The 14,885-nt window shown below is 71.0% G+C and carries 15 protein-coding genes and 2 pseudogenes; 11 read left to right on the forward strand and 6 right to left on the reverse strand.

Features of this window, described 5'->3' with window-relative positions:
* The first annotated feature begins 105 nt into the window (after nt 1-105).
* Nucleotides 106-1,755: a M4 family metallopeptidase gene (locus ABT063_RS02350; protein ID WP_351055166.1), complete on the forward strand. Its 1,650-nt coding sequence runs from the start codon at nt 106-108 to the stop codon at nt 1,753-1,755.
* A 39-nt stretch (nt 1,756-1,794) separates the two neighbouring features.
* Here ABT063_RS02350 and ABT063_RS02355 read toward each other — a convergent pair whose 3' ends face one another.
* The gene (locus tag ABT063_RS02355; RefSeq protein WP_351055167.1) at nt 1,795-2,565 is read right to left on the reverse strand and encodes a DeoR/GlpR family DNA-binding transcription regulator; all 771 of its coding nucleotides are present in this window, start codon (nt 2,563-2,565) and stop codon (nt 1,795-1,797) included.
* On the opposite strand from ABT063_RS02355, the gene ABT063_RS02360 reads away from it, so the two are divergent.
* The 3 genes from ABT063_RS02360 to ABT063_RS02370 all read left to right on the forward strand — a co-directional run bounded on the left by ABT063_RS02360 (nt 2,545) and on the right by ABT063_RS02370 (nt 4,338).
* Nucleotides 2,545-2,709: a hypothetical protein gene (locus tag ABT063_RS02360; RefSeq protein ID WP_351055168.1), complete on the forward strand. Its 165-nt coding sequence runs from the start codon at nt 2,545-2,547 to the stop codon at nt 2,707-2,709. The genes ABT063_RS02355 and ABT063_RS02360 overlap by 21 nt on opposite strands.
* Nucleotides 2,710-3,068: 359 nt before the next feature.
* Nucleotides 3,069-3,590: a hypothetical protein gene (locus ABT063_RS02365; RefSeq protein ID WP_351055170.1), complete on the forward strand. Its 522-nt coding sequence runs from the start codon at nt 3,069-3,071 to the stop codon at nt 3,588-3,590.
* A gap of 112 nt (nt 3,591-3,702) precedes the next feature.
* A complete protein-coding gene (locus ABT063_RS02370) occupies nt 3,703-4,338 on the forward strand; it encodes a class F sortase (RefSeq protein ID WP_351055171.1) in 636 nt (211 codons plus the stop codon).
* Here ABT063_RS02370 and ABT063_RS02375 read toward each other — a convergent pair.
* Entirely contained in the window at nt 4,273-4,683 is a 411-nt protein-coding gene (locus ABT063_RS02375) for a winged helix-turn-helix transcriptional regulator (protein WP_351055173.1), read from the reverse strand. The genes ABT063_RS02370 and ABT063_RS02375 overlap by 66 nt on opposite strands.
* A gap of 98 nt (nt 4,684-4,781) precedes the next feature.
* Here ABT063_RS02375 and ABT063_RS02380 point away from each other — a divergent pair, with 98 nt between their 5' ends.
* Entirely contained in the window at nt 4,782-5,672 is an 891-nt protein-coding gene (locus tag ABT063_RS02380) for an NAD(P)-dependent oxidoreductase (RefSeq protein ID WP_351055174.1), read from the forward strand.
* A gap of 61 nt (nt 5,673-5,733) precedes the next feature.
* Here the strand turns inward: ABT063_RS02380 and cpt are convergent, their stop codons facing one another.
* Together cpt and ABT063_RS02390 are read right to left on the reverse strand one after the other, a co-directional pair.
* Nucleotides 5,734-6,255 (reverse strand): chloramphenicol phosphotransferase CPT, encoded by a 522-nt coding sequence (gene cpt / locus ABT063_RS02385; RefSeq protein WP_351055175.1) that lies wholly within the window; start codon nt 6,253-6,255, stop codon nt 5,734-5,736.
* A gap of 43 nt (nt 6,256-6,298) precedes the next feature.
* On the reverse strand, nt 6,299-7,081 hold the full coding sequence (locus tag ABT063_RS02390) for a sulfite exporter TauE/SafE family protein (RefSeq protein ID WP_351055176.1): 783 nt from the start codon (nt 7,079-7,081) through the stop codon (nt 6,299-6,301).
* Nucleotides 7,082-7,386: 305 nt separating this feature from the next.
* On the opposite strand from ABT063_RS02390, the gene ABT063_RS02395 reads away from it, so the two are divergent.
* From ABT063_RS02395 to ABT063_RS02410, 4 genes are all read left to right on the forward strand, one after another.
* Nucleotides 7,387-8,598, forward strand: coding sequence for an NAD(P)/FAD-dependent oxidoreductase (locus tag ABT063_RS02395; protein ID WP_351055177.1), 1,212 nt, complete (start codon nt 7,387-7,389; stop codon nt 8,596-8,598).
* Nucleotides 8,598-11,216 (forward strand): nitrite reductase large subunit NirB, encoded by a 2,619-nt coding sequence (gene nirB / locus ABT063_RS02400; RefSeq protein ID WP_351055178.1) that lies wholly within the window; start codon nt 8,598-8,600, stop codon nt 11,214-11,216. The genes ABT063_RS02395 and nirB overlap by 1 nt, the downstream gene beginning before the upstream one ends.
* Nucleotides 11,213-11,563 (forward strand): nitrite reductase small subunit NirD, encoded by a 351-nt coding sequence (gene nirD, locus ABT063_RS02405; RefSeq protein ID WP_351055179.1) that lies wholly within the window; start codon nt 11,213-11,215, stop codon nt 11,561-11,563. The genes nirB and nirD overlap by 4 nt, the downstream gene beginning before the upstream one ends.
* Before the next feature lie 141 nt (nt 11,564-11,704).
* Nucleotides 11,705-12,346 carry a LysE family translocator gene (locus ABT063_RS02410; protein WP_351055180.1) on the forward strand — a complete coding sequence of 214 codons (642 nt, stop codon included), beginning with the start codon at nt 11,705-11,707 and terminating at the stop codon, nt 12,344-12,346.
* Nucleotides 12,347-12,353: 7 nt separating this feature from the next.
* Here the strand turns inward: ABT063_RS02410 and ABT063_RS02415 are convergent, their stop codons facing one another.
* Together ABT063_RS02415 and tnpA are read right to left on the reverse strand one after the other, a co-directional pair.
* The gene (locus tag ABT063_RS02415) at nt 12,354-13,280 is read right to left on the reverse strand and encodes an oxidoreductase (RefSeq protein WP_351055181.1); all 927 of its coding nucleotides are present in this window, start codon (nt 13,278-13,280) and stop codon (nt 12,354-12,356) included.
* Between the two features lie 137 nt (nt 13,281-13,417).
* Nucleotides 13,418-13,846, reverse strand: coding sequence for an IS200/IS605 family transposase (gene tnpA / locus ABT063_RS02420; RefSeq protein WP_351055182.1), 429 nt, complete (start codon nt 13,844-13,846; stop codon nt 13,418-13,420).
* 29 nt (nt 13,847-13,875) lie between these two features.
* Between tnpA and ABT063_RS02425 the strand changes: the two are divergent.
* Nucleotides 13,876-14,321 (forward strand): annotated as a pseudogene (locus tag ABT063_RS02425) (RNA-guided endonuclease TnpB family protein); the annotation flags it as partial.
* Nucleotides 14,320-14,793 (forward strand): annotated as a pseudogene (locus ABT063_RS02430) (sensor histidine kinase); the annotation flags it as partial. The pseudogenes ABT063_RS02425 and ABT063_RS02430, both read left to right, overlap by 2 nt.
* Between the last annotated feature and the right edge of the window lie 92 nt (nt 14,794-14,885).

The following is a 14,885-nucleotide window of genomic DNA, read 5'->3' on the forward strand; positions in this document are numbered from 1 at the left end:
GAAACGATTCTCACCTCTCACACTCCTTCGCATTCCCGCCATGGACATGGCAGGTCAAGGGCCCCTTAACTCTTGGTCAAGATCAGGCCCTTCCCGAGGAGACCGATGAGCCGGATACGGCTGCATGCCCGAGGTTCCCGCCGTCTCGCCGCCGCCGGAGCGGCCGCCACCACCGCCACCCTGCTGGCCGCCGCACTCTCCCCCGCCGCCGAGGCGGCCGACCGCCCGACCCGGGCCACCGCGATCGAGAACGCGGCGTCGGCACTCGTGGACCGGGCCGCGGCCCTGGGCCTCACCGCCGGGCAGGACACGACCGTCCGGGACGTGGTCGTGGACGCGGACGGCACCCAGCACGTCCGCTACGACCGCACGTACCGCCAACTCCCCGTCCTGGGCGGTGACTTCGTGGTCCACCTCGCTCCCGACGGCTCGTACCGCGGCGCCCAACGGGCGACGCGGAGCGTGATATCCCTGTCGAGCGTGACGCCCGCCCTGTCCCTGCGGCAGGCCTCCGACCTAGCGGTGAATGCCCTGCGCGCCGCGCACCTCGGCGAGACGCTGAGGAAGGTGACGGCCAAGCCCCGTCTGGTCGTCGACGCCCTGCACGGGGCCCCGAAGCTGGCATGGCAGACGGACGCCGTGGCGCAGGACTCCCTCGGCAACCCGGTCGCGCGGACGACGCTGACCGACGCCCGCACGGGCGCCCGGATCGACGCCTGGGACAGTGTCGAGTCCGTGTCGGGCGACGGCGAGTCGCTGTACAGCGGCAAGGTCCCACTGAACACGACGCTGTCGGGATCGACGTACCAACTCAAGGACCCGACGCGCGGAAACACGTACACCGGCGACGCGGCGAACCAGACCGACCTGTGCGTCCTGGCGATTTGCCTCAGCCGGGCCCCGTCGACGGTCTTCACGGACGCGGACAACCACTGGGGCACGGGTACGACGTCCGACCGGGCGACGGCGGCGGTGGACGCCCAGTACGGCACGGACGTGACGTGGGACTACTACAAGAACGTCCACGGCCGCAACGGCATCGCGGGCGACGGCAAGGGCTCGTACAGCCGCGTGCACTACGGCACCCGGTACAACAACGCCTTCTGGGACGACACCTGCTTCTGCATGACGTACGGCGACGGTGACGGGACTCAGCTCGGCCCTCTGGTGTCGTTGGACATCGCCGGCCATGAGATGACCCACGGTGTGACGTCGAAGACGGCGGCGCTGACGTACTCGGGCGAGTCGGGCGGCCTGAACGAGGCCACATCGGACATCTTCGGCGCCCTGGTGGAGTTCCACGCTGGGAACTCCTCGGACGCCGGCGACTACCTGATCGGCGAGAAGGTCGTCCGCTCCGGCTTCGGCCGGGAGGCCCTGCGCTACATGGACAAGCCGTCGAAGGACGGCGTGTCGGTGGACTGCTGGAGCCCGACGGTGAGGACCCTCGACGTGCACTACTCGTCGGGGGTCGGGAACCACTTCGCGTACTTGCTGGCGGAGGGGAGCGGCGCGAAGTCGGTCAACGGCGTGAGCTACAACTCGCCGACGTGCGACGGGTCTTCGGTGACGGGGATCGGCCGGGACAAGCTGGGCAAGATCTGGTACCGGGCGCTGACGGTCTACATGACGTCGTCCACGGATTACGCGGGGGCGCGTACGGCGACGCTGAACGCGGCGCGGGATCTGTACGGGGCGGGGAGTGCGGAGTACGGGGCTGTGGGGGCGGCTTGGAGCGCGGTGGGCGTGGAGTGATCCGGCGTCGGGGCGCACGCCCCGACGGTCGGCCGGCCGTCAGCTGCCGACTGGGGCCGGAGCGGTGTGGATCACCGTCACGCCCGCCTCGTCCAGGGCCATGCAGGTCGCGTCGTCTGCCGATGCGTCGGTGATGAGCACATCCAGTTCCTCGGGACCGCAGATCTTCACCATGCCGGTTCCGGGGAACTTGCTCTTGTCCGCCAGAAGCACCACCTTGTCGCCGGCGGCGATCATGGCTCGTCTGGCGGGCACCTCGACGACTGTGGTGTCCATGACCTGACCGCCGGGGCGGAGGCCGCAGGCGCCCAGGAAGAGCCAGTCGGCGTGCAGTTGACGGAGGGCGTCCTGGGTCATGAAGCCGTCCGTCATGCGTGACGCGCGGATGACTATGCCGCCGAGCAGCACGAGATCGATGTCTTCGTCCTCGCCGAGTTCCTCGTACACCGCGAGGTTGTTGGTGATCACCGTGAGGCGCCGCCCGTGCAGGTGGCGTGCGAGCTGGTGGACGGTCGTGCCGCTGTCGAGGATGACCGACTGACCGTCCTCGATCATCGTGGCCGCCCGGGCGGCCATCGCGTCCTTCTCGGCCACCTGAGCCCCGGCGGCCTCGCTGAAGGGTGCGGGATCATCCTCGATGACCGCGCCGCCGTGGACCCGGGTGAGTAGCCCGTCCTCTTCCATTTTGAGAAGGTCACGGCGGATGGTGGCCGCGCTGACATCCAGTTGCTCGGAGAGGTCGGCCACGGTGGCGGTGCCGCCGGAACGCAGGGCCCGCAGGATGAGTTGGTGTCGTCGTTCAGCCAGCACGGCGGAACACTGCACGTCACCGGAAAGTCCGCCCTGTGCTTCGGCATCATGGCGGATCACTACTACCGCGGCGGGAAGAACCCGGTGCTGGCCGCGGTGGGGCGTAGGGCGGTGGGGGAAGTTCTGGCCGAGTACGCCTCCTGAGCGGCTTACGTGTTAGGGATTGGCAGATCTGTTCCACCGGCACGGCCACGTGACCTGGGGTTTTCCCTCCGCGGGGTGGAACAGATCTGCCAATTACCGATTGTCGACAATTCGGGCGGCGGGTCAGGTGGTCACCCGTTCACAGTCGTGCTCCGCATCCTTCGGGTTCTTTTCCTCGTGCGCCTGCCTCGCGTCGGTGACCTGCTGGAATGTCGGCCGGAGCCCTTCGACCGGGTCCGACCTGACACCCATTCACCTCATTTCTGACATTTCTTCAGGAAGCGGTCTCGGCCCGCTGCCACTTACCTCGAAAGGGCATCCCTCACCGGCAGAACACAGAAGAGCTCGAAGGAGCACCGATGCGACGTACCGCCCGCCTGCTCACCGGTACCGCGTTCGCCGTCGCCGTCGCGGGCCTCGGCGCCGCGCCCGCGTACGGTGGAAGCACCGGCAGTCTGGACGTCTCCCCCTCCTCGGTCGTGCCGGGTGAGCTGGTCACCGTGAACACGGGCGCCTGCGGGGACGGCGGTTCGGCGGCAGGGGACGCCGGCGCGGTGGGTGCCGGTTCCTTCCCGCTGGCGCCCAGTGCGCGCGAGGGCCAGGCGATCGGGCAGTTCCGGGTGCCGCCGAGCGCGCAGCCGGGGACGTACGAGATCGTCGCGGTCTGCGCGGAGGACGGCCGGCGGGTCACGGGTGACCTGGTCGTCACGCTGACGTCGGTGCGCGGGCAGGTGCATCCCCGGGGAAGTGTGAAGACGGGGGTCGGCGGCGCACTGGGCCCCGATCCCGCGCGGACCGCGGCCGGCGTGGCGGCTCTCGCCGTCGCCGCCGCGGGCGGTACCTGGCTCCTGCATCGCCGGGCGAGAGGCGACGGGATCTGACGGACACCCTCCGCTGTCCGTCCGCCGGTACCGCACGTGCCCTCCCCCTCCGGGTCCGACGCCCCTCGCGGCCCGGAGGGGGAAGGGCTCAGTCAGGAGAGGGGTTGTCGCCGTGCGCAGACTGGGAAACGCCGCGATAGCGGCCGTCACCGCGGTCGCCCTCTGCTCGGGCGCGTGGCTGTTGCGCAGCGGCGCGGCGACGCATGCCCCGCCGCAGCCGTCCGCGGCGGAAGCCCATACGAAAGCCCCCGCAGAGGCACACGCCGAGCCGTCCGCGGCGCCCGCCCTGCCGCCCTCCCCGCCCGACCGGATCCGCATCCCCTCCATCCGCGTGAACGCCCCCCTGATGGGCCTCGGCCTCACGCCGACCGGCAGCCTGGAGGTCCCGCCGGCCGCGAAGAAGAACCTCGCCGGCTGGTACGAGGCCGGCACCACACCCGGCGAGAGGGGGACCGCGATCGTCGCCGGTCACGTCGACAACGCCGACGGCCCCGCCGTCTTCTACGACCTCGGCGCCCTGAAGAAGGGCGCCGCCATCGAGGTGGACCGGCGCGACGGAGCTGTCGCGGTGTTCGCCGTGGACGCGGTCGAGGTGTACGCCGCGAAGGACTTCCCCGACGAGAAGGTGTACGGGGCGGCCGCGCGGCCCGAGCTGCGGGTGATCACATGCGGTGGGGACTATTCACGGAGCACCGGCTATCAGGGGAACGTCGTCGTCTTCGCGCATCTGACGGGCAGCGGCAGCTGAGCCGTGCGGCTCCGGTGCACCGCCCAGGACGTTCGCCTTGCCCCACGCGCCGAGTGGGACCAGCGCCTCGTTGAGGGCGGCGCCGCGGGGCGTCAGCGAGTACTCGACGCGCGGTGGTACCTCGTCGTACGCCTCCCGGTGCACGATGCCGGCCGCCTCCAGCTCCCGCAGCTGCGCCGCGAGCACCTTCTCCGTCACGCCCTGCAGGCCCCGGCGCAGCTCGCCGAAGCGGCACGGGCGCACGGACAGCTCCCAGAGGATGACCACCTTCCATTTGCCGCCGATCACGTCCATCGCCGCGTCGACCCCGCAGACGTACGATCCCGGCCGCCGTGCGTTCGCCATGCCGCCCCCTCCTCCTGCCTGGACTCTTTCCCGGCGGTAACCACCCACTCCGAAGTACGTACTTGAGCAGGCCGTTCCCTTCGTCGAGCCTAACTTCCATGACTGACAAGGCACTTGCTTCCACCGCGCCCGTCACCCTCCTCGGCACCGGAGCCATGGGCACCGCCCTCGCCCGCGCCTGGCTCGCCGCCGGGCATCCCGTCACCGTCTGGAACCGCACCCCCGCCCGTGCCGAGGCCCTGGCCGCCGAGGGCGCGACCGTCGCCGCGAGCGCCGCCGAGGCGGTGGCCGCGAACCGGCTCGTGGTCGTCTGTCTGCTCGACGACGCCTCGGTCGGCGAGGCCCTCGACGGGGCCGACCTGACCGGGCGGGACCTGGTGAACATCACCACCGGCACCCCCGCCCAGGGGCGTTCACGGGCCGCGTGGGCCGAGGCGCGCGGGGCCCGTTTCCTGGACGGCGGGATCATGGCCGTACCGCCGATGATCGGGGCGCCCGACTCCGGGGCGTACGTCTTCTACAGCGGTTCCGCCGCGCTCTTCGAGGAGCACCGGGACACGCTCGCCGTGCCGGCCGGGACCACGTACGTCGGTGCGGACCCGGGGTTCGCCGCGCTGCACGACGTGGCGCTGCTGAGCGCGATGAGCGGGATGTTCGCGGGCATCGCGCACGCCTTCGCGCTGATCCGCCGGGAGGACATCGCACCGAAGGACTTCGCGCCACTGCTCGTGTCCTGGCTCACCGCGATGGCGTCCTCCGCGCACAAGGCCGCCGACCAGCTGGAGAGCGGCGACTACGGCAAGGACGTCGTCTCCAACCTGGCGATGCAGGTCGCGGGCAACGCCACGCTGCTGCGGACGGCCGAGGAGCAGGGCGTGAGCGCGGAGCTGCTGACGCCGTACATGGACCTGATGGAGCGGCGGCTCGCTCTGGGGAACGGGCAGGAGGACACGACGGGAGTGATCGAGCTCCTCCTGCGGAAGCCCTAGGGCCCTTTTCTGATGGATCTCCGCAGACGACGCTGCGGAGATCCATCAGAAGGGCCCTAGCTCAGCTCACGTGTGCGGCGATGGTCCGCGCGCACTGCAGTGACTCCGAGCGGGTGGTGTCCACCTCCACGTCGTAGACCACGCCCCGGTGGACCAGCTCCGCCTGCTTCTCGGCCATCCCCCGCACCCGGTCGCCGCGGGCGATCTCCCGGCCCGCGGCCACCTCGGCCTCGCACCGGACGCCGACCCAGAGCACGTCCAGTCCGTCGAGGACCTTGCGCCACCGTTCCTGGGTGGCCGCCGCGCCGAGGAAGACGTCGTCGATGATCACCCGGGCGCCGGCGTGGGCCATCGCGGCGATACCCGTCGCCCACGCCGCTTCCAGGGCCATGAACTCGTCGCCGACGCTCACCCCGCCGTCCGGGGCGATCTCGATCCCGGTGCCCGCACCGGGCATCGCCTCGAGCAGCGAGTCGACCCCGAAGGCCAGCCAGGGCTCCGGCAGCACCTCCTGCAGACACCGCACGATCCCGGACTTGCCCGAGCTGGAGCCGCCGTTGAGCACGATCACCTGAGTTGTCACGCGGGTCACAGTAGGGGGCTGCGCGAAGTAGCCCCACTTGTTTTCAGGCCAGCCACTGCTCATACGCCAGGTTCGCCACCAGCGCGAACACCACCGTCAGCAGCACGATCCGGACGAAACCGCTGCCCTGCTTCAGGGCGGTGTGCGCGCCCAGTGTGCCGCCCGCGAGGTTGAAGACGGCCATGAGGGCGGCCAGTTGCCACAGGACCGTGCCCTGCCAGGCGAAGGTGGCGAGGGCGCCGGCGTTGGTGCAGCAGTTGACGATCTTGGCGGTGGCGGAGGCGGTGACCAGGTCGAGGTGGAGGACCGCGGTGAGGGCGAGCACGAGGAACGTACCGGTGCCGGGGCCGATCAAGCCGTCGTAGAAGCCGATGCCGAGGCCCGCCAGGCCGATCGCGGCCAGGACCTGGCGGCGGGTGGCCGGGCCGGTCGCGGGGGCGGTGCCGAAGGCGGGGCGCAGAATCACGAAGGCGGCCACGCCGAGCAGCACCACCATGATCACCGGCTTGAGGACCTCCGTGCTCATCCCGGCCGCGAAGAAGGCCCCGGCCGAGGATCCGGCGAGGGCCGCGAGACCGATGCGTACGGCGGTGCCGACGTCGACCGGGGCCTTGCGGGCGTACGTCACGGCCGCGCCCGTCGTGCCGACGATGGCGACGGCCTTGTTGGTGCCGAGCGCGTACGCGGCCGGGGTGCTCGACGGCAGGCCGAGCAGCAGGACCGGCAGCAGCAGGAGCCCGCCTCCGCCGACCACGGCGTCGATCCAGCCGGCCGCCAGGGCCGCGAAACAGAGGACGACGACCACGGTCAGCGATATGTCGGGCATGACCGGGACCCTATGGAGGGGATAGGTGCCCCATCCATCGAGATGAGGATCTTCTGAGGTTCCGTCTCGAAGCGGCCCCCCTCCCCGTGAGCTGGAGAAACCCGGCCTCGCGCCGCCCCCGGTCGTAGACGATGGTGGCTGCACGGAACCCGGAGATTCGGCCGCCCCCGGCGCCTCCTCACAGCGCGCCCCCGCCGCGCTCCCCGAACCCTCACACCCGCCCCCGGCCCTCGCTGAGGGCAGCGTTCCCCGCGGGAAACAGACGTGATGCGGTCGGGTAACACCGGCATCGCACGCTCCTGAACATGACCTCGAATACGCGTGTGGTGGTGATCGGCGCCGGCCTCGCGGGCGTCCGTCTCGCCCGGCGGCTCGGTGAGCTCGGCGTGCCCGCGCTGGTGATCGGCGAGGAGGAGCACCGGCCGTACAACAGGGTGCTGCTCGCCGAGGTGCTGGCCGGACGCTACAGCCCCGACGTGATCGCCCTCCCGGCGCCCGCGGAGCTGACCCGTGCCCGGGTCACCGGCATCGACCGGGCCGGGCGGAGCGTCGAGTGCGCGGACGGCTCGAAGATCGCATACGACACGCTGGTCCTGGCCACCGGCTCCAACCCGGTGCTCCCGCCGCTGCGCGGCCTGTTCACCCCCGACCACGTGCTGCCCGAGGGCGTGCACGCGTTCCGCACCATGGACGACTGCCTGGGCCTGTCCAAGGCGGTACGGCCGGGCGTGCGGGCGGTGGTGATCGGCGGCGGGCTCCTCGGGGTGTCCGCGGCCCGCGCGCTCGCCCTGCGCGGCGCGCAGGTCGTCCTCGCCCAGCAGTCCGAGCGGCTCATGGAGCGCCAGCTCGACCCGGCGGCCTCCAAGCTGGTCCGCCGGCACCTCACCGACCTCGGTGTCGAGATCCACACCGAGTGCCGGGTGCGCGACGTGCGCTGCGTCGGCGGCGCGGTCCGCTCGGTGGAGATGGCCGACGGTTACGCCCTCGACGCCGACCTCGTGGTCCTGGCGTGCGGGGTGCACCCGCGTGTGGGTCTCGCCCAGATCGCCGGCCTCGACGTCCGCAAGGGCGTCGTCGTCGACGACGAACTGCGCACCTCCGACCCGCACATCCGGGCGATCGGCGACTGCGCCCAGCACGACGGCACGGTGTACGGGCTCGCGACCCCGGCGCTCGAACAGGCGGATGCCCTGGCCGAGTCGCTGGCGGGCGACGCCGACGCCCGGTACACCGGCACCCGTTCGCTGACCCGCCTCACCCTCACCGGGCAGTCCGCCTTCGACCTCGCCGCGTTCGGTGAGACGGAGGCCCTCCCCGGCGACGACGTGGTCCAGCTCGCCGACGCCACGCGCGGCACCTACCGCAAGGTCGTCGTCCGCGACGACCGCCTGGTCGGCGGGGTCCTCGTCGGCGAACTCGGCACCGTCGGCGCGCTCGCCCGCGCCTGGGAGGGAGCAGAGCCGCTCCCCGACGACGGCCCTCTGCTCCACCTGCTCACCAATGATGGAGGCTCCTGATGATGGCCACCCTGGGGGCGAACCCCACGATCGTGCTCGTCGGCCATGGCATGGTCGGCCAGCGCTTCCTCGAAGCGCTCGCCGAGCGCGGCCTGACCGCCACGCACCGCGTGGTCGTGCTGTGCGAGGAGCCGCGTCCGGCGTACGACCGCGTAGCGCTCACCTCGTACTTCTCGGGCAAGACGCCCGAGGACCTCTCGATGACGGACATGGAGTTCATCGAGAAGGAGGGCATCGAGCTGTACGTCGGTGACCCGGCGGAGACGATCGACCGCGAGACGAAGAAGGTCACGGCCAGGTCCGGTCAGGTCTTCGACTACGACATCCTCGTCCTGGCCACCGGCTCCTACCCGTTCGTGCCGCCGGTCCCCAACAAGGACGCGAAGGGCTGCTTCGTCTACCGCACGATCGATGACCTCCTCGCCATCGAGGAGTACGCCAAGACCCGCACGACCGGTGCCGTGGTGGGCGGCGGTCTGCTCGGCCTGGAGGCCGCGGGTGCGCTCAAGGGCCTCGGACTCACCAGCCACATCGTGGAGTTCGCGCCGCGCCTGATGCCGGTGCAGGTCGACGAGGGCGGCGGCGCCGCGCTGCTGCGCACCATCGAGGAGATGGGCCTCAGCGTCCACACGGGCGTCGGCACGCAGGAAATCGTGGTCGACTCCGAGGGCGCCGTCACCGGCATGAAGCTGTCCGACGGCTCCGAACTCGCCACCGACATCGTGGTGTTCTCCGCCGGTGTCCGCCCCCGCGACCAGCTGGCCCGCGACTGCGGTCTGACGGTCGGCGAGCGCGGCGGCATCTCGGTCGACGAGCAGTGCCGTACGGTCTCCGACCCGCACGTGTTCGCGATCGGCGAGTGCGCGCTGGCCGCGGACGGCCGGGTGTACGGCCTGGTGGCCCCGGGTTACGAGCAGGCCGAGACGGCCGCCGCCACCATCGCCGCCGACGAGGAGGCCGCCTTCACCGGCGCCGACCTGTCCACCAAGCTGAAGCTGCTCGGCGTGGACGTGGCGTCCTTCGGCGACGCGCACGGTGCCACCGAGGACTGCCTCGACGTCGTCTACTCCGACTCCCGCGCGGGCCTGTACAAGAAGCTGGTCATCGGCCGCGACGGCACGCTGCTCGGCGGCATCCTGGTCGGCGACGCGGAGGCGTACGGCACGCTGCGCGCCTTCACCGGCTCGGTCCCGCCGGTCTCGCCGGAGTCGCTGGTCCTGCCCGCCGGCGCCGGCGCCCCGACCCAGCTCGGCCCGACCGCGCTGCCGGACGACGCGATCATCTGCTCCTGCAACAACGTCACCAAGGGAACGATCCGCGGCGCGGTCACCGACCACCAGTGCACGACCGTGCCCGAGGTGAAGAAGTGCACCAAGGCCGGTACGACCTGCGGCAGTTGCGTCAAGGTCCTCGGCCAGCTCGTCAACGCCGAGCTGGAGGCGAGCGGCGTCGAGGTCGACAAGGGCCTGTGCGGCTGCTTCTCGCAGACCCGCGAGGAGCTGTACGAGATCGTCCTCGCCCTGCGCATCAACACCTACCAGGACCTGCTGGACCGCTACGGCCGCGAGGGCGCCCGGGGCGGCGACGGCTGCGAGATCTGCAAGCCGGCCGTCGGCTCGATCATCGCCTCCCTCGCCCCGACGATCGGCGTGAGCGGTTACGTCCTGGAGGGCGAGCAGGCGTCCCTGCAGGACAGCAACGACCACTTCCTGGCCAACCTGCAGAAGAACGGCTCGTACTCGATCGTGCCGCGCATCCCGGGCGGCGAGATCACCCCCGAGAAGCTGATCGTGATCGGCGAAGTGGCCCGCGACTTCGGTCTCTACACGAAGATCACCGGCGGCCAGCGGATCGACATGTTCGGCGCCCGCGTCGAGCAGCTCCCCCTCATCTGGGCACGGTTGGTGGACGCGGGCTTCGAGTCCGGCCACGCGTACGGCAAGGCGCTGCGCACGGTGAAGTCCTGCGTGGGACAGACCTGGTGCCGCTACGGCGTCCAGGACTCGGTCCGCATGGCGATCGACCTGGAGCTGCGCTACCGGGGCCTGAGGTCGCCGCACAAGCTCAAGTCGGCGGTCTCCGGCTGTCAGCGCGAGTGCGCGGAGGCCCAGTCGAAGGACTTCGGCGTGATCGCCACCGCCAACGGCTGGAACCTGTACGTCGGCGGCAACGGCGGCGCCACCCCGCGCCACGCGGACCTGCTGGCCCAGGACCTGAGCGACGCGGAACTGATCCGCCTGATCGACCGCTTCCTGATGTTCTACATCCGCACCGCCGACCGCCTGGAGCGCACCTCGACCTGGCTGGAGCGGATCCCGGGCGGCCTGGACCACGTACGGGACGTGGTGGTGGAGGACTCCCTCGGCATCTGCGAGGAGCTGGAGTCCCTGATGGCCGCGCACGTCGCCAACTACCGCGACGAGTGGGCGGAGACCATCAACGACCCCGAGAAGCTGTCCCGGTTCGTCTCCTTCGTGAACGCGCCCGACACCCCCGACCCGGTGGTCGGCTTCGTCCCCGAGCGCGACCAGATCAAGCCCGACCTGCCGCTGCTGTCCATCGGCATGCGGCCCGCCGACAACCCGGCAGACGTCCTGGAAGGAAGTGCCCAGCGATGACCCTGGCACCCGAGACGACCGACCTGAAGATCCAACTGCGCCTCGACGAAGAGTGGTTCACGGTCTGCGACCTGAGTGCGCTGCTGCCGGGCCGCGGGGTGGCGGCCCTGCTGCCCGACGGCCGCCAGGTCGCCCTCTTCCGCGACCGCGCCGGCAAGCTGTACGCCATCTGCAACCGCGACCCGTTCAGCGGCGCGGCGGTCCTCTCCCGCGGCCTGACCGGCAACCACCAGGGGCGGCCGTTCGTCGCCTCGCCCCTGCTGAAGCAGCGCTTCGACCTGGAGACCGGGCAGTGCCTGGACGACGAGACGGTGAGTGTGGCGACGTACGAGATCCGCACCTCGTAAGAGCCTTTGCCGACGCCGCGCCGCGGTCAGCTCTCGAGCTGTTCCGGCAGCGCGGCGTCGGCCTGAAGAGCGGTCGGGTGGCGGGCGACGGCCTGGGAATTCGCTGGCAGGGCGGAAGTCACCCGTGCTTGCATGGGAGGCATGGTGCCTGCCGACCGTCTGCTCGCCTTCGCAGCCATGTCGTTCCTGCTGATCGTGGTCCCCGGTCCCAGTGTGCTGTTCGTGATCGGCCGGGCGCTCGCCCAGGGGCGTCGTGCCGCCCTGACCACGGTGGTGGGGAACACGGTCGGCGCGTACGTGCTCATCGTGGCCGTGGCGCTCGGCGTCGGGTCGGTCGTGGAACGCTCGGTCCTGGTCTTCACCGCGCTCAAGCTGGCCGGCGCGGCCTACCTGGTGTACCTCGGCGTCAAGGCGTGGCGCGAACGCGGTGCGCTGCGCGCCGCGTTCGCCGAGGACGCGGCGGCCGTGCAGGGGGGCGTGCGCACGTTCTGGGAGGGGTTCGCCGTCGGGGTGAGCAACCCCAAGACCATCGTGTTCTTCGCCGCCGTACTGCCGCAGTTCGTCGACCGCGGGCAGGGGCATGTCGCGGCGCAGATGCTGGTGCTCGGGCTGGTCTTCAACCTCATCGCGGTGGCGTCCGACAGCGTGTGGGGACTGGTGGCGGCGACCGCGCGGAACTGGTTCGCGCGCTCGCCGCAGCGCCTCTCGCTGGTCGGCGGGGCCGGCGGGGTCACCATGATCGGGCTGGGCGTGACGGTGGCCGTGAGCGGCCGCAAGGACTGACCGGCGCTCACACCTCCAGTGCGTCGTACGTCACCCCGGTGAGCTGTTCGGAGGCGTCCCAAAGCCGTTCGCCCGCCCGGTCGTTGAAGGTCCACGGCGCCCTCCAGGACGGCGCGGGCGACCCGCGCCAGCCGACGAAGGAGGGCCCGGTGAAGGAGTCGGGGCGTACGTCGGGCGCGGTGGCGGCGTAGAGGGTGGGCAGCGCACCGGCGTCCGCCGACTGGGCGAAGAACCGGTTGCCGATCCGCATGAACCGCTCGCTGAGCTTGCGGTCGGCCATCCGGGGCCCGGCCGTCTGCAGGTTGGTGGCGGCGTACCCCGGGTGCGCCGCCGCCGCGACCAGGTCCGATCCGTGCGCCGCCAGCCTGCGGGCCAGCTCGTGCGTGAACAGCAGGTTGGCGGTCTTGGAGCGGGCGTAGGCGGTCCAACGCCGATAGCGGCGTGCGCTGTTGAGGTCGTTGATGTCGATGTTGGACATCGAGTGCATCGTGCTGGAGACGGTCACGACGCGCGCACCGGGCGTGGCCAGCAGCTTGGGCAGCAGCAGCCCGGTGAGCGCGAAGTGCCCGAGGTGGTTGACGCCGAACTGCGTCTCGAACCCGTCGGCGGTCGTCCCGTACGGCAACGCCATGACGCCCGCGTTGTTGACGAGCAGGTCGAGCCGCTCTCCTGAGAGGCTGGCCGCGAACCGCCGTACGGAGCCCAGGTCGCCGAGGTCCAGCAACGCCAGGTCGACCTCGGCACCCGGGACCTCGGCGACCATCCGGTCCCTCGCCTCCGCGCCTCGCGCCTCACTCCGGCACGCGAGGACCACGCGGGCGCGCCTGCGCGCCAGTTCCCGCGCGGTGACGTACCCGATGCCGCTGTTGGCTCCGGTGACGACGGCGACGCGGCCGCTCTGGTCGGGGATGTCCTTCTCACTCCAGCCGGACATGGCCGGACTCCCTCCGGTTGCGGGTCGGATTCAGCTTGGTTCTTGCGAGGAACCCCGGGCATTCATGCCCGGGAGGAATCGCATCCTTGGCAGGGTGGCGCGGAGTGCCGCCGTGTCGTGGCGTCGGAGCTGCTGGCTTATCCGGGACGCTTCTGGTTCTCGATGTACTCCTTGATGACCTTGAGAGGTGCGCCGCCTGCGGAGGCGGCGAAATAGGACGGGGACCAGAAGTGGTCGCCCCACAGGTAGCGGCGGACGTGCTCGGGGAACTCTTGGCGCAGGCGGCGCGCCGAGACGCCCTTGAGGGAGCCGACCAGCCGGGACAGGGCGACCTTGGGCGGGTAGCGGACCAGTAGGTGCACGTGGTCCCGCTCGCCGTTGAACTCGCGCAGTTCGGCGCCGAAGTCCGCGCACACGTCCCGCATGATCTCCTCGCAGCGCGTGAGGATCTCGTCAGTGAACGGACCGCGCCGGTACTTCGGAGTGAAGACCAAATGCGCGTGCAGCGAGTAGACAACGCTACGACCTCTGCGTATATCAGGGTTTGGTTCCCATCTCGGTGACACAGACCAATGCTACGCGCCAGCCTGGCGGGGTGAAACTGGTGGTGCAGGTCAAGCTGGTGCCGACGCCGGAGCAGGCGGCGGCACTCGAGGCGACCCTGCACGCTTGCAATTTCGAACTGCGTAAACACACCTACAACGCGGTGAAGTCCCGGTGGGGGCTGGGGGCGCAGGCCGCCCAGCATGTGATCAAGAAGACCTGTGACGCATATGGGTGTTGAAGGCGAACCTGAGGGCCGGAAACCTGGGCAGGCCCGACTCGCGGCGTTACCGCAAGGCCACCGAGAAGCCGGTGTGCTTCCGGCCTGAGGGCGCGCAGCCGTATGACGACCGGATGCTGTCCTGGCAGATCCCGGATCGCACGGTGTCGATCTGGACCACCAGCGGGAGGGTCAAGAACGTGGCGTTCGTGACCTCGCCCGAGCAGTTGGCCACCCTCGCCCTGTACCGCAAGGGCGAGTCCGATCTGCTCCAGCGCCCTCGTCCTCTTCGCCGGCAGCGTGGGCCCGGTCCTGGCACTCCCCGGATCCATCGAGCAGATCCTGGACAACCTGCTCTCGAACGCCCTGCGCGCCTGCCCGCCCGCCACCACGGTCACCATCGAACTGCGCCTCCATGCCCCACCCCGCCGCGCGCTGCGCGACGCCCGCCCCTGCCGGGTCGACCTCCACGTCACCGACGAGGGCCCGGGCATGACACCGGACCAACGCGCCCGCGCCTTCGACCGCTTCTGGCGCGCCCCCGGCGCTCCCAAGGGCGGTACGGGCCTCGGGCTGGCGCTGGTCCAACGCCTGGCGCACGCGAGCGGCGGCGAGGCGAGCCTGCGCGCCGCGGCCACGGGCGGGCTGGACGCGGTGGTCCGCCTGCCCTCGGCCGAGCCGCCCACGCCAGGCCACCCGGTGGGCAGACCGGGCGCGCGGCGGCGGGAGGCTCCGGCACTCCCGGCCTGAGGGCCCCGAACGCACCGAACGCACCGAACGGGCCAACAGGCCGAACAGGCCGAATGCGCCGGCTCCCGCGCCCGTCACAACCTGTCCATGAC

The organism is Streptomyces sp. NPDC002838 (assembly GCF_040295365.1).
Taxonomy (GTDB): Bacteria; Actinomycetota; Actinomycetes; order Streptomycetales; family Streptomycetaceae; genus Streptomyces.

Bases quoted from the DNA above. Each gene is read 5' to 3' on its own strand.
- ABT063_RS02350 (WP_351055166.1), top strand. From the start codon at position 106: ATGAGCCGGATACGGCTGCATGCCCGAGGTTCCCGCCGTCTCGCCGCC.
- ABT063_RS02365 (WP_351055170.1), top strand. From the start codon at position 3,069: ATGCGACGTACCGCCCGCCTGCTCACCGGTACCGCGTTCGCCGTCGCC.
- ABT063_RS02375 (WP_351055173.1), bottom strand. From the start codon at position 4,683: ATGGCGAACGCACGGCGGCCGGGATCGTACGTCTGCGGGGTCGACGCG.
- ABT063_RS02380 (WP_351055174.1), top strand. From the start codon at position 4,782: ATGACTGACAAGGCACTTGCTTCCACCGCGCCCGTCACCCTCCTCGGC.
- ABT063_RS02390 (WP_351055176.1), bottom strand. From the start codon at position 7,081: ATGCCCGACATATCGCTGACCGTGGTCGTCGTCCTCTGTTTCGCGGCC.
- ABT063_RS02395 (WP_351055177.1), top strand. From the start codon at position 7,387: ATGACCTCGAATACGCGTGTGGTGGTGATCGGCGCCGGCCTCGCGGGC.
- nirB (WP_351055178.1), top strand. From the start codon at position 8,598: ATGATGGCCACCCTGGGGGCGAACCCCACGATCGTGCTCGTCGGCCAT.
- nirD (WP_351055179.1), top strand. From the start codon at position 11,213: ATGACCCTGGCACCCGAGACGACCGACCTGAAGATCCAACTGCGCCTC.
- ABT063_RS02410 (WP_351055180.1), top strand. From the start codon at position 11,705: ATGGTGCCTGCCGACCGTCTGCTCGCCTTCGCAGCCATGTCGTTCCTG.
- ABT063_RS02415 (WP_351055181.1), bottom strand. From the start codon at position 13,280: ATGTCCGGCTGGAGTGAGAAGGACATCCCCGACCAGAGCGGCCGCGTC.